Source organism: Edaphobacter dinghuensis (genome assembly GCF_014640335.1).
Classification (GTDB): Bacteria; Acidobacteriota; Terriglobia; order Terriglobales; family Acidobacteriaceae; genus Edaphobacter; species Edaphobacter dinghuensis.
The window spans coordinates 746,063-758,370 of sequence record NZ_BMGT01000001.1 but is presented as its reverse complement, the minus strand read 5'-3'; the positions used below and the strand labels follow the sequence as shown (position 1 = coordinate 758,370).

Sequence of the window (12,308 nt, the reverse complement as noted above, 5' to 3'; positions counted from 1 at the left end):
GAAGAGAAAGACACCATACCCATCATTGCAACTGAATCACGCAACCATAGGATCGGCGCGTGACATGGTGACATTCTCCGCCGGATCGATTCGTTCCGCATCTGCGCGGCTTACGAGAAACTCGGCGAATATCCAGCATGCCCCTATCGCAACCAGGTTGTAGACAGCAGCACCCCACGTCGCCTGATTGTGCGATCGAATAAAAATAGGAGGTATCTCTACAAGGCCTTCAAACAGCAACAGCATCAACGCAAGAAGCCTGGCCGCCGGAACATCCATAACTCCCGAGCAAATTGCACACCCTGCCAGGAAGAAAGCGACTCCGGTCAGCCCAGCCCAAAAAATCCCAAACCCCATCCAATGCGGAACGATCCTCGCGAAGAGGTGAATGCTCGTAAGGTGAAATAAGCCGAAGATGACAGGAGGCAATCCCAACATCCAGCGTGCAACGACAGCTGCTCTCTTTTGCAACCGGGAATCCGGCGACGTAGTGGACGCATAAATGATTGCTGCCGGAGCGGCCAGCATTACCTGTTGAGCAAACCCGAAAGAGATACCTATGATCACATCGAGTCGCCAGCCAAGCACATGAATCCCGCCATAGTACCGAGGCAGCCACAATGCCGCAAAAATCAAGTAGATGATGCCGCATGCCACGGCGCCAATCCTTGCGCTGCGCCGCCACAGGATTGCAAGCCCCGCCGCAATCAGCCAGATACCCGCGACATAGGCCAGCATGTGTTGACCAGGAACATTCTTGCCCAGCGCTTGGATGGGTTGATGAGAGGGATCGAATGCACCCCAGGCGATATCCAGAATGCCGGTGAGAACGGTGCCCACGCCATAAAACCAAACTCCAGCTTTCATCTGTTGATCTCCCATAAGTCGCTCAGCGAGAAGCCGGAGCCCAATGACAATCCATGCACTTCTCAATTTCAGAACTGATACTATGGCAGCCGTGGTACATCGAATAGAGCCATTTTCGCTAAATTTATTGGACCATTTGAGATGCCAAAAGCCATTAGCTCATTCGAGCTCACGCTCAAAAGCCGGTCGCGCCATCAGACCCTGACCAACTGGTTATACGGCGAACTGCGCTCTGCCATCCTTGACGGTCGGCTCGCACCCGGCGCCAGGCTGCCCGCGTCCAGAGACTTCGCCAGCCAGTACGAACTCTCCCGGGGAACCGTCGTCAGCGTTCTCGAGCGTTTACAAGCCGAGGGCTATGTCACCTCCCGCGTCGGATTCGGTACATGGGTCAATCATGTGGAGACGCCCCGGCCGCCCCGCCAGACAACCAGAACACCGGCATACATTCGCAGCGTCATCTCGGCATATAAACGGCCGCAACCCTGGGTCGACCTGGCTTTTATTGAAGGGATCCGCCCCTTTCGAATTGGGGTTCCAGCCATCAGCGAATTTCCCTCCGAGGTCTGGGGACGTATTGCCGCAGACCGGGCACGTAATTTCAGGACATGGCTAAAGAAAGAGGCCGACCGGGGCGGGTATGGCCCCTTGCGCGATGCAATCGCCGAGTATTTACGCACCTCGCGCGGGGTACGATGCACTGCGGAACAAATCGTCATCGTCTCCGGAATACAACAGGCGCTCGACCTGTTGGCACGGCTGCTCTTGAAAAAGAGCGATCCGATATGGATGGAGGACCCCGGATACTTCGGGGCCAGGATCGCGTTCGACAATACCGGAGCCAGGACGATCCCTGTACCGGTCGATGATGAAGGGCTGTCCGTCTCCGCCGGAATTAAAATCTGTCCCGATGCGAAAGGCGCGTACGTAACACCGGCTCACCAATTCCCGTTAGGCGTAACGATGTCGCTCGAGCGGCGCATGGCCCTTCTTCGCTGGGCCTCACGCACCGGCGCTTTTATTATCGAAGACGACTATGACAGCGAATACAGGTTTGAGGGCCCGCCTCTACCTGCCCTGCAAAGTCTCGACCATCACTCAAGCGTTATCTTCATCGGATCATTCAGCAAGACGCTCTTCCCGGCCTTGCGCGTCGGCTACGTCGTATTGCCCCCGTCGTTAGTAGATTTCTTTCTCGGCTTCCGTTACCGAACCGATTTCCGTAATTCGTCCTTTGATCAGGCGGTGCTCCACGACTTCATCGTTGATGGGCATTTGGCGCGTCATCTGCGGAGAATGCGGAATCTGTACGCGGAGCGCCTCGCAATCCTCATGGAAGGTACCACGCAACATCTTGATGGACTGCTTGAGATCTCGAACGTCAGGGCTGGCCTCTATACCATCGGCTACCTCAGGAATGGAATGACTTCACGACAAGCAGAAAAGTTGGCAGCGGCTCAAGGCATTGAGGTTCTCGGCGTCGACCGCTGCACCCTGAAACGCCCTGATCCGAATGCATTGCTCCTCGGCTTTGGCGGATTCAACGAACTTGCGATACGGCAGGGGCTCATTCGACTCGCAAAGGCATTAAGCTAACCACTTGCAAAGACTTGCATAGCACCGCTCTCGAGAAATTTCTCGAGAGTTTAATCAGCAGGTCCATATACACATGTTCCACTTTGGTGGTATTGACAATTCACTTAAAAGAGGGACTAAGAATGAATCTGAGGCCAGTTTTCTCGACATTTCGTTTCAAACAATCATCGCTTCCTCTGCTTCTGGTTGCACTCGTCGCCATGTTCAGCCTGGATGCTTCCGCACATGCAAGCAACCTTGTTGTCGATGGCGGCTTTGAGGCGGCAGGCGGCGGCAATATCTACTATGCAGGGCAGAGCATCGATGGTGGATCATGGACCGTCACCGCGGGAAATATCTACGTCGATACCCAGGATCCGTTTGTTTATGACGGCAACAACTCGGTCAATCTGACCCTGGCAAATCCTTACGTGCCGAACACGCTTTCGCAGGTGCTCTCCACGCTGGTGGGCCAGACGTATGTGGTGAACTTCTGGGCCAACGCCGATTCGTCCAATACCTTTTCGCTTACAGCGAATGGATTGACGGTGGCCGGCACTCCAAGCAGCATCGCAGACAATGGCTTCCCCGGCATGACGAGCAATAGCTCACTGTTCACAGACTATTCCGGCGAGTTCGTCGCAACTTCCACCTCCACCACCCTCGACCTCACATCTGTCGGCGATCCTGCCATCGGTTCGGAGAACGGATCGGTCATGGTTGACGACATCAATGTTCAACCAGTCCCGGAGCCGGGATCGGTGGTTTTGATGCTGACGGGAATCCTTGGTCTGGGATTGTTGGTTGGAAGGAAGCGACTGGGAAGTTCCGTTTTCGCCAGCTAAATCCGGGCCAAAGTTGACATCGAGCTAACACCACACCGAGCGCTGCGGGCTACGGCTCGCGCTTTCTCGGCACCTTTATCGGCTTTCCGCGCAGGCACGCGGAACCATACATCAGGTTCGTAAGGAGCCACTTCATGAACGGATTTACCTCTTCACCTCGAATCGCCATCACCTGCCGCGCGCTGACTCTTCTGGCGTTGAGCGCCGTGGCCACTGGCCTCACCGCGTCCGCACAGACCTTCACGCCCGGCAACATCGTCGTCAGCCGCTCGGTCTATTCCGCTACCCCTGACTCCGTCACGATCGGCCAGACATTACCTCCAGGCTGCGTCCCCAACTCCAAAAACAAGGTAACCTGCGGCACTGCGGCGCTTGATGGGACGTATCCATATGTCTTCAACAACGTCACCGTCTCCGATCCCAGCTTCGGCATCACTTCTCCCATCTTTCTTGATGTGATGACGCCTACCGGCAGCCTGATCACCAGCATGCAGGTTCCCAACAGCTCTACGACTTCGGGCGATCAGCTCGTAACGAGCTTCAGCTCCAAGTCGGAAGAGTCGCTCCATCTTTCCACCGACGGCAGCTATCTGACCTTTATGGATTATGTGGCCCCGCTCAACACAATTGATGTCTCAAACGCCAACACCCCGGCAGTCATCGACCCAACCAATCCCGTACCGGGAGCCTACTATCGCGCTGTCGCAACGGTGAACGCACAAGGCCAGTTCAGCTTTACTGAAACCAACGCCTACAGCGGCAACAATGGCCGTTCCGCTCTGTACGTCAACACCAACGGCAACAACTTCTTCTATACCGTTGGCAACGCCGGTAACGGCGGCAATCCAGAGCCCAAGCAAGTCGTCAACGGCGCTGGCGTTCAGATCATCCCGGCGATCCTGAACCAAAGCGAGTCCTCGCAGACCCCCGGTTTTCCAACACCGGTGGCCAGCTTCAGCGTTACCCAACTGGGCGATGCGGCGGACAAGGTAGGTAAGGATGATAACTTCCGCGGAATGACCCTCTATAACAACGTCCTTTACGTAACGAAGGGCAGCGGAGGCAATGGTGTGAACACCGTGTATTTTGTCGATACGACGGGCAAAGCGTGCCCTGCCGGCAGCGCTACTCCCGGCGTTGGATTGCCGATCCCCGGTGCACCTCTACCCACTACCAACCTTGCACCAACGTATAACTCGGCCACCGGTCTGGAGAGCAACATGTGCATTCTCGCGGGCTTTCCCACGGTGTCGAACAAGACCTCAAATCCTGTTGCCTATCCCTTCGGTCTCTGGTTCGCCGATGCAACGACACTCTATGTGGCCGATGAAGGTGACGGCGTCAACACATACGACCCCAATAGCAACAGCTACACGGACGCTGCCGGGCCGACCAACACAGGCGGACTGCAGAAGTGGATTTTCAACTCCAGCACTCAGACGTGGCAGCTTGCTTACACTCTCACAACCGGGTTGAATCTGGGCACTCCGTACACCGTGGCAGGTTTCCCCACGGGATACAACAACGGTACCGATGGCACGAATCTTCCATGGGCACCCGCGACGGATGGCCTGCGCAATATCATTGGAACGATCGTAGGTAATCGGATTCAGGGTTACAGCGTCGTCATCTGGGCTGTCTCGTCGACCGTTAGCGGTAATGGAGACCAGGGAGCCGACCCCAACAAGCTTTACCTCATCACAGACAGACTCAGCAATACCTCCGCCGCGGTTGCCGCTCATGAGACCTTTACGGATCTTCGCGACGCTGCCAACGGAGAGGTCCTGCGCGGCGTTTCGTTCACGCCGGGAACTCCAGTTACGTCGTACTAACCAGTCTGATCGCACCAAGGAAAAGTCAGAAAACTTTCGATTAACCACTTCTGCGATAAAGCAATTTGTTTTTGAAGTGGAATTGCCTAAGCTGGAGTTTTCATTAAAGGCAGGCCGGACTTGCTTCCGTGCCTGCCTTTTCTTTTTCCACCGACATCGCCACGCATATCTACAGCTAAACTTTACAGTCTAACTGTAGATATGCGATATTGGTCCTGTGAGCAACCGAAAGCCCTCTCCTCAAACCGAACTGACTCGTACGCTTGCGACGGAACTCCGCGCCGTCTACCGCAAGCTCAAGCTGCGCCTGCGCGAGCATGGTGGCGCCAACGATCTGACGCCGTCGCAGGCCTCCGTCATTCTTCGGCTCGAAAAGGACGGCGCATCCACAGTCTCAAGTCTTGCGCGACTCGAAGGCATGCGTCCGCAGTCCATGAGCGCCATCGTCGCGCCGTTGCAGCAGTCCGGCCTTGTCCGTGGCGCGCCTGATCCCAGCGACGGACGGCAGACTCTAATGTCTCTCACGCCCAAATGCCTGAAGTGGCTTCAGGAGGGCCGCGCCGCGCGGCAGGACTGGCTCGCCACCACCATCTCTCAAAAGTTATCCGTGCACGAGCAGGAAAAACTCCAAACCGCACTCGAGCTGCTTACGCGCCTCGTTGAAGACTAAGCCCACAACGCCCGCTCATACAGCGCCAACTTTATCTCCAGGGAAAACAAACCATGCAGCTTTCTACTCTCGACCCCAACACCGCATTGATCGTCATCGACCTGCAAAAAGGCATCGTCAGCGGAGACTTCATTCATCCCATCGCCGACATCATCGACCGCACCCGCGCACTCATCAACACCTTCCGCGCAAAGAACCTTCCCGTCGTTCTCGTCAACGTTGCCGGACGCGCACCCGGACGAACAGAGCAGGCCCCGCGCAGCACCGCATCCTTCTCCGAAGGATGGACCGACCTTCTGCCGCAGCTCGATCAGCAACCCGGCGACATCACCGTCACCAAGCGAAGCTGGGGTGCATTCGCAACCACCGACCTCGAACACCAGCTCAAGACACGCGGCGTTACTCAGGTTGTCATCACCGGAGTAGCCACAGCCACCGGCGTCGAGGCAACCGCCCGCCAGGCCTACGAGCAGGGATTCAACGTAACTCTCGCTACCGACGCCATGACCGACCTCCGCGAAGAAGCGCACCACTACAGCATCAGCCACGTCTTTCCTCGCCTCGGCGAAACAGGATCGACAAACGAAATCATCTCGCTGCTCGAAAAACTCTAAAAAGAAAGAAGCAGGAATCATGCACTGGCCCTGGCTTATCGCCTACTTCTTCGGCGGCCTCTTCGCGGCAAACGCCGTTCCGCATCTCGCCGCCGGCACCATGGGACGTCCCTTCCAAAGCCCCTTCGCCAAACCGCCCGGCAAAGGGCTCTCCTCTTCCACCGTCAACGTCGTCTGGGGATTCTTCAACGCGCTCGTCGCCTATCTACTGCTCGCACGCGTCGGTGACTTTCATCCGCGCACAACAAGCCACATCCTTGCGCTCGGCCTCGGCGCGCTGCTCATCAGCCTCAACCACGCGCATCACTTCGGCCAGTTCCACGGGGGCAACACACCGTCGGGCGCATGACGAGGCCACTCTCCGGCACCTTCCGCTCCCTCCGCAGCTTCAACTTCCGCCTGTGGACCGCGGGCAGCCTCGTCTCCAACATCGGCACGTGGATGCAGCGCGTCGCGCAGGACTGGCTCGTCCTCACGCAGCTCACTCACCACGATGCCTCAGCGCTGGGCATCGTGATGGCCCTCCAGTTCGCTCCGCAACTTCTCTTCCTTCCCTGGACGGGATCAGCCGCCGACCGCCTCAACCAGCGCAAGCTCCTCATGCTCACCCAGGCAACGATGGGCGCACTCGCGCTCGTGCTCGGAGCCCTCACCATCGCAGGCGTCGTTCGCCTCTGGCACGTGTACCTCTTCGCCTTCCTCTCCGGCTCCGCCGCTGCGCTCGATGCACCCGTCCGGCAAACCTTCGTTGCAGAGATGGTCGGCGATGCCGATCTCCCCAACGCCGTCGCCTTAAACTCAACCTCGTTCAACGCCGCCCAGATGATCGGCCCTGCCGTCGCCGGTCTGCTCATCGCAAAGGTCGGCATCGGCTGGGCCTTCCTTCTCAACGGATTCTCCTTCGCAGCCGTTCTCCTCTCGCTCTCCCTCTTCCGCCTCTCCGAACTACGCACCAGCGCCCGTGCGCACCGCAGCGCATCCGGATTCATGGATGGCCTTCGTTACGTCTGGAGTAAACCCGACCTCAGAGCAATCCTCATCATGCTCTTTCTCATCGGCACCTTCGGCCTCAACTTCCCCATCTTCATCTCCACCATGGCCGTCAACGTCTTCCACTCCGACGCCCGCGGCTTCGGCCTGCTCTCCTCCATCATGGCCGTAGGCACGCTCTCAGGAGCCCTCTTCGCCGCAGGCCGCCAACGGCCGGGCCTCGCATCGCTTCTCGCAGGAGCCGCCGTCTTCGGCATCGGCTGCACCCTCGCCGCCATCGCCCCCGGATACTGGTGGTTCGGTGCCGCGCTCGTCGTCATCGGCGCCGCCGCGCTCACCTTCACCAACGGCACCAACAGCATCATGCAGCTCTCCACCGAACCCGCAATGCGCGGCAGAGTCATGGCCCTGCGCGTCGGCATCGCACTCGGCGGAACCCCCATCGGCGCACCGATCCTCGGCTGGATCGCCAACCACTTCGGCCCCCGCTGGGCACTCGGCGTCGGAGCCGCAGCAGGCTTCGCCGCCGCCCTCGCCGCAGCCTGCGTTCTCACCCGCCGCCAAAAAGAAGCACTCTTAACTCAGTGACACTACGAGCCATGAAGTTGTATCGAAACCATCGCCAGTTGCCGCTGTAAAAAGCGCTTCTCCGGCAACGTACAATCGCACTCCAGCGCTGCCGAAAACGCTGCCTTCGCCTCATCCAGACGACCCAATGCCGCCAGCACATGGCCGCGCACTGCGGGCAGCAGATGATACTTCCGCAAAGCGCTCTTTCCCTGCAGAGGTATCAGCGCAGCCAGAGACGCCTCTGCGCCGTGTACCTTCATCACCACCACTGCGCGATTCAGCGCGACCACCGGCGAGTCCGTCATCTCCATCAACTGGTCATAGTGCTCGAGGATCGCGGCCCAATCGATCTCTGCCGAGCTTGCCGCGCTCGCATACGTAGCTGCAATCGCCGCCTGAACGTGCCACTCCGAGATCTCGTCTCCTGCAATCGACCGGTCGAAGTAAGTAAATCCAAGCGCGATCAGGCTCTCATCCCACAGCCTGCGGTCCTGCTCTTCCAGCAAAACAAGATCTCCGGCAACGTCCGTCCGTGCCGGCAAACGTGCTGCCTGCAATGCCATCAAGGCGACCAGCGCATCTACACGCGGTGCGCCCATCGAAGAAGACGCCACCAGCCGTCCCAGCCTCAAAGCCTCCAGGCAGACATCGCCGCGAATAAGATCTTCGCCCGAGTGTGCAGCGTAGCCTCCGCTAAACATCAGGTAAATCACCTTCAGCACCGAGCTGAGTCTCTCCTCCAAATGGGCCTTCGCAGGCATCGCCAGCGTCAGATTTTGTTCGCGAATCAATCGCTTCGCTCTCACCAGACGCTGCGCAATCGTACTCGGCTCAGAGAAAAAGATGCGCGCAATCTCCTCCGTGCTGAACCCTCCAACCAGCTTCAAGCTCAGCGCCACCTGCGCATCCGGAGCGAGTTTTGGATGACAGCACATAAACACCATGCACAACTCATCGTCACGCAGGCTCTGCTCCGCATCGAGATCCAACACAGGCTGGCTCACCGTCTCAAGCGCGGCAACCAGCGCATCGGCCTTGCTGCTGAAGACAACGCCCCGCCGCACCGACGAGATCGCATAGTTGTGCGCCGTGCGAAACAGCCACGCCTCAGGCTTTGGCGGAATCCCCTCGAACGCCCACGTCTGCGCCGCCCGCAGCATCGCCTCCTGTGCCGCATCCTCCGCCAGTTGCAGATGTGCCGAACCAAGCAGCCCTGCCAGCCAGGCAACAATCCGTCCGGACTCGCGACGGAAAAGATGCTCCAGCAACGCGGGACTGCCTGACTCTTGCATCGCAAATACTCCTACGTGTTGTAGACCATCACCTGGCGAATCTCGATCGTGCCGAGACCGATATGAGGAATATCGAGCGACAGCTTGACCGCCTCGTCATAGTCTGCCGCTTCGATGGTGTAAAACCCGCCCATCACCTCTGCCGACTCGCTGAACGGGCCTTCGGTCACGCTTACGCCGTCACCCTTCGCCCGAATCACCCGACCCGTATCCCGAACCAGCCCCGCGCCGTCTACGACAAAGGGCTTGTTCCTCCACGCAAGATACTTCTCGACCTTCTTCTGCATCTCTTCCGGACTCAACTTCTTCCAGGCTTCGCCATCACTATGTAGCAGCAACACAAATTTCGCCATCAGAATCCTCCTCTTCTCGCTTGAGTAAGCGTACCTCTGCACCAATAACGAAGATGCCTGCCAAAAATCGACACGCTCGATGACAATTTGCCAAAAAAATTAGCCGCACTCCCAAAAAATTCGCCCGCCACTCCTTCAGCGTGCAGCAAGCGCCTGCTCGAACGTATGCTGCGCCTCCGCAACGAAACGCTCATAGCCAGCACGATCAATAAATACCCGAGGCCCCTCCTGCCGATAACGCTGAAGCTTGGCCAGCATGCCGAAGTAGCTCCCATGTGCCCCCAGAAACACATCGCACGGCAACCCACGCAACGTAGCAAACGTGTGCTGAAAGTCCTGAGCAATGCCGGGATAGCTCACGCGATGACCCGGCGTCGCGACGAAATGATACTCCGACCAAAAGCTGACTCCGCCCACAATAACAATGTTGCTCAACGTCCCTGCCGGTTCCCCCGGCACATGCAAACGCATCGTCCACGTAGTGCAGCCCCGCGTGTGGCCCGCAGTCTTGTGCGCTGTCAGCGTCACACCACCCAGGCTAACCGTATCTCCATCATGAAGTACGCGGTCCACATGCACCGGCGTATAGCGCACGATATTAGGCGACGGAGCAAGAAAATCCGTCCGCGCACCGGTCTCCATCACGCTGACATCGCCATCCATCACCATGTTCTTCGCATGCGTCTCACGAACCACCTCAGCCGCCCCGCCCGCATGATCAAAGTGCGCCTGCCCATTCAGCAGAATCTTCGTATCTCTCCAGCGAAATCCCAGCTTCTCCACGCTCGCGCGTATCTGCGGAGGCGACGTGCTGAGATTCGCATTGATGAGGATGTTCCCCTTCGGCGTGACCACCAGATAACTGGCAAGGTCGCGGCTGCCCACGTAATAAAGATTGTCGGCAATCTGAAATGGAGCGATCGGCGTCGTCCACGCCGGGTCAGTCGCCGCACGGGAGAGCGTGGAAACAGAGAACAGAATGAGCAACAGCCACAAATGACGCACGCGCATACCCGTTTATACAACGGCGCTCCAACGACTTAGCTGCGGCAATCCCACCCCTGTTGGCGCTTAAGATTCCGTCAAAACACCGCGAAAGATCCCCTGCTCCGGCAACTGCCATCGCCAAATGCAAGCCCCCACCGTTCTGAGTATTTTTGTCTCCTCCCCGAATACGTAATAAATAAATTTAAATAATGTATTGAAATTATTAATAAAATTAATTATTGTGATTCTAGTACTTGAGAAACGAGATCAGTAACCATGAACTCATCCCCAAAACGCGCCTCAGACTGGCAAGACCTGCTCCGCATCGCCCAGGGCAGTCCGATCCTCATCGAACGCGTCTCCATCCCCGAAAAGGGAATCGCCGTCGAAGGCCAGTTCACCCTCCCCGAGCTTGCCCGCCTCACCCTCGAAGACCAGGTCTTCGTCGTCGCCTTCCTCCGCTCCCACGGCTCCATCAAAGAGATGGAGCAGACCTTCGGCGTCAGCTACCCCACCATCAAAGCCCGCCTCAACCGCATCTCCGGACAGCTCCAATTCATTGAAACCAACCCGTCTCCATCCCGCGCGGAGGTGCTGGAGCGGCTCAACGCCGGCGAAATCACCGCCGACGAAGCCATCCGCGCACTGGAGGCCCTCAAGTGACTCCGAACTTCGCCGTCCTCGGCATCGACACCCCCGGCTTCCACTGGCCCAAACTCTGGCTGCCCATTTTTCTCCTCTGGATTCCGGTCATCCTGCTCGCGCCCATCATCTTCCTGGCATTCGCGGCTCTCGCTATCGTCTCCCGAACCAATCTTTGGCGCGTCATCGCCATCTTCTGGAGCATCCTATGCAGCCTGCCCGGAACCCACGTCCACGTCAGCACCCAGGATGCCCGCGTCCTGGTCCGCATCCTGTAGAGGCCGTCATGCGATCAGATCGCCGTGTCATCGTCTCGCTCGTCGCTCTCGGCCGTATCACTCCGTCCGAGGCAGAACGTCTCCTTATCGCCTGCAACATCGGCCACTCCGCTCACGACGGCTTCTGGATCTTCGCCGCCTGTCTCGCGGCCGCGCTCTTCACCCTCGTCCCGCACCAGGGCCTCTTTGCCCTCCTGCATCTCTCGCGCGTCTTGCTCGCGGAAGCTCCGCTGCACCACGCCCTGTCCTTCATCCACCATCTTTCAGGAGAAATCCAATGAACGAAAACCGCCGCCAGATTCTCGAAATGCTCGCCGCCGGCAAGATCACCGCCGACGAAGCCGAACGCCTCATCGCCGTCCTCGAAACCGAACGCGCCACTCCCGTCGGCGAGTTCTCCGGCACCGTCTCCGGCTCCAACGGAGCCACCGTGAAGACCCGCGTCAAATACCTGCGCGTTCTGGTCGAAGCCGACGAGTCCATGACCGGCATGAAGGGCCAAACCACAGTCAACGTCCGCGTCCCCATGCAACTGCTCCGTGCCGGCGTCCGCCTTGCCAGCCTCATCCCCGCCCAGGCCCACCAGCAGTTGGACGACGCGCTCAACAAGCACGGCGTTCCTCTCACCCTCTCGCAGATCAGGCCCGAAAATCTGGAGGAGCTCATCGACCACCTCGAAGACCTCACCGTCGATGTCAACGGCTCCGAAGGCAACGCCACCAAAGTCCGCGTCTTCTGCGAATAAGCCAACACCAACCAGGTCGCGAACCTGCAAACGCCGCATTCGGAACTC

Annotated in this window: 15 protein-coding genes; 10 read left to right on the top strand and 5 right to left on the bottom strand. The window is 58.3% G+C overall.

Annotated features, from left to right (window positions below; translation table 11 throughout):
* Positions 1-36 precede the first annotated feature (36 nt).
* On the bottom strand, positions 37-867 hold the full coding sequence (locus IEW09_RS03005) for a hypothetical protein (RefSeq protein ID WP_229739045.1): 831 nt from the start codon (positions 865-867) through the stop codon (positions 37-39).
* 141 nt (positions 868-1,008) lie between these two features.
* On the opposite strand from IEW09_RS03005, the gene pdxR reads away from it, so the two are divergent.
* The 7 genes from pdxR to IEW09_RS02970 all read left to right on the top strand — a co-directional run bounded on the left by pdxR (position 1,009) and on the right by IEW09_RS02970 (position 7,981).
* A complete protein-coding gene (gene pdxR, locus IEW09_RS03000) occupies positions 1,009-2,463 on the top strand; it encodes a MocR-like pyridoxine biosynthesis transcription factor PdxR (protein ID WP_188552647.1) in 1,455 nt (484 codons plus the stop codon).
* A gap of 122 nt (positions 2,464-2,585) precedes the next feature.
* Positions 2,586-3,287 (top strand): PEP-CTERM sorting domain-containing protein, encoded by a 702-nt coding sequence (locus IEW09_RS02995; protein WP_188552646.1) that lies wholly within the window; start codon positions 2,586-2,588, stop codon positions 3,285-3,287.
* A gap of 134 nt (positions 3,288-3,421) precedes the next feature.
* Positions 3,422-5,119 carry a hypothetical protein gene (locus tag IEW09_RS02990; RefSeq protein WP_188552645.1) on the top strand — a complete coding sequence of 566 codons (1,698 nt, stop codon included), beginning with the start codon at positions 3,422-3,424 and terminating at the stop codon, positions 5,117-5,119.
* Positions 5,120-5,336: 217 nt separating this feature from the next.
* A complete protein-coding gene (locus IEW09_RS02985) occupies positions 5,337-5,789 on the top strand; it encodes a MarR family winged helix-turn-helix transcriptional regulator (RefSeq protein WP_188552644.1) in 453 nt (150 codons plus the stop codon).
* A 53-nt stretch (positions 5,790-5,842) separates the two neighbouring features.
* Positions 5,843-6,403, top strand: coding sequence for an isochorismatase family protein (locus IEW09_RS02980; protein WP_188552643.1), 561 nt, complete (start codon positions 5,843-5,845; stop codon positions 6,401-6,403).
* A gap of 19 nt (positions 6,404-6,422) precedes the next feature.
* Positions 6,423-6,752: a hypothetical protein gene (locus tag IEW09_RS02975; protein ID WP_188552642.1), complete on the top strand. Its 330-nt coding sequence runs from the start codon at positions 6,423-6,425 to the stop codon at positions 6,750-6,752.
* Positions 6,749-7,981, top strand: coding sequence for an MFS transporter (locus IEW09_RS02970; RefSeq protein WP_188552641.1), 1,233 nt, complete (start codon positions 6,749-6,751; stop codon positions 7,979-7,981). The genes IEW09_RS02975 and IEW09_RS02970 overlap by 4 nt, the downstream gene beginning before the upstream one ends.
* A 2-nt stretch (positions 7,982-7,983) precedes the next feature.
* On the opposite strand, the gene IEW09_RS02965 is transcribed toward IEW09_RS02970, so the two are convergent.
* The 3 genes from IEW09_RS02965 to bla form a co-directional block, all read right to left on the bottom strand.
* Complete coding sequence (locus IEW09_RS02965) at positions 7,984-9,255, bottom strand: RNA polymerase sigma factor (protein ID WP_188552640.1); 1,272 nt, start codon at positions 9,253-9,255, stop codon at positions 7,984-7,986.
* Between the two features lie 11 nt (positions 9,256-9,266).
* Positions 9,267-9,608 (bottom strand): YciI family protein, encoded by a 342-nt coding sequence (locus tag IEW09_RS02960; protein WP_188552639.1) that lies wholly within the window; start codon positions 9,606-9,608, stop codon positions 9,267-9,269.
* Positions 9,609-9,743: 135 nt separating this feature from the next.
* The gene (bla, locus tag IEW09_RS02955; RefSeq protein ID WP_188552638.1) at positions 9,744-10,619 is read right to left on the bottom strand and encodes a subclass B3 metallo-beta-lactamase; all 876 of its coding nucleotides are present in this window, start codon (positions 10,617-10,619) and stop codon (positions 9,744-9,746) included.
* Positions 10,620-10,871: 252 nt separating this feature from the next.
* Between bla and IEW09_RS02950 the strand changes: the two genes are divergently transcribed.
* Positions 10,872-11,258: a DUF2089 domain-containing protein gene (locus IEW09_RS02950; protein ID WP_188552637.1), complete on the top strand. Its 387-nt coding sequence runs from the start codon at positions 10,872-10,874 to the stop codon at positions 11,256-11,258.
* Positions 11,255-11,515, top strand: coding sequence for a hypothetical protein (locus IEW09_RS02945; RefSeq protein ID WP_188552636.1), 261 nt, complete (start codon positions 11,255-11,257; stop codon positions 11,513-11,515). The genes IEW09_RS02950 and IEW09_RS02945 overlap by 4 nt, the downstream gene beginning before the upstream one ends.
* A 14-nt stretch (positions 11,516-11,529) precedes the next feature.
* Here the strand turns inward: IEW09_RS02945 and IEW09_RS02940 are convergent, their stop codons facing one another.
* Positions 11,530-11,775, bottom strand: coding sequence for a hypothetical protein (locus IEW09_RS02940; RefSeq protein ID WP_188552635.1), 246 nt, complete (start codon positions 11,773-11,775; stop codon positions 11,530-11,532).
* Positions 11,776-11,792: 17 nt separating this feature from the next.
* Here IEW09_RS02940 and IEW09_RS02935 point away from each other — a divergent pair, with 17 nt between their 5' ends.
* Positions 11,793-12,260, top strand: coding sequence for an SHOCT-like domain-containing protein (locus tag IEW09_RS02935; protein ID WP_188552634.1), 468 nt, complete (start codon positions 11,793-11,795; stop codon positions 12,258-12,260).
* Positions 12,261-12,308 lie beyond the last annotated feature (48 nt).

Coding starts and splice junctions, on each gene's coding strand:
- IEW09_RS02970 (WP_188552641.1), top strand. CDS start 6,749: ATGACGAGGCCACTCTCCGGCACCTTCCGCTCCCTCCGCAGCTTCAAC.
- IEW09_RS02975 (WP_188552642.1), top strand. CDS start 6,423: ATGCACTGGCCCTGGCTTATCGCCTACTTCTTCGGCGGCCTCTTCGCG.
- IEW09_RS02995 (WP_188552646.1), top strand. CDS start 2,586: ATGAATCTGAGGCCAGTTTTCTCGACATTTCGTTTCAAACAATCATCG.
- IEW09_RS02940 (WP_188552635.1), bottom strand. CDS start 11,775: ATGGTGGATGAAGGACAGGGCGTGGTGCAGCGGAGCTTCCGCGAGCAA.
- IEW09_RS02990 (WP_188552645.1), top strand. CDS start 3,422: ATGAACGGATTTACCTCTTCACCTCGAATCGCCATCACCTGCCGCGCG.
- IEW09_RS02960 (WP_188552639.1), bottom strand. CDS start 9,608: ATGGCGAAATTTGTGTTGCTGCTACATAGTGATGGCGAAGCCTGGAAG.
- IEW09_RS02950 (WP_188552637.1), top strand. CDS start 10,872: ATGAACTCATCCCCAAAACGCGCCTCAGACTGGCAAGACCTGCTCCGC.
- IEW09_RS03005 (WP_229739045.1), bottom strand. CDS start 867: ATGAAAGCTGGAGTTTGGTTTTATGGCGTGGGCACCGTTCTCACCGGC.
- IEW09_RS02935 (WP_188552634.1), top strand. CDS start 11,793: ATGAACGAAAACCGCCGCCAGATTCTCGAAATGCTCGCCGCCGGCAAG.
- bla (WP_188552638.1), bottom strand. CDS start 10,619: ATGCGCGTGCGTCATTTGTGGCTGTTGCTCATTCTGTTCTCTGTTTCC.
- IEW09_RS02980 (WP_188552643.1), top strand. CDS start 5,843: ATGCAGCTTTCTACTCTCGACCCCAACACCGCATTGATCGTCATCGAC.
- pdxR (WP_188552647.1), top strand. CDS start 1,009: ATGCCAAAAGCCATTAGCTCATTCGAGCTCACGCTCAAAAGCCGGTCG.
- IEW09_RS02965 (WP_188552640.1), bottom strand. CDS start 9,255: ATGCAAGAGTCAGGCAGTCCCGCGTTGCTGGAGCATCTTTTCCGTCGC.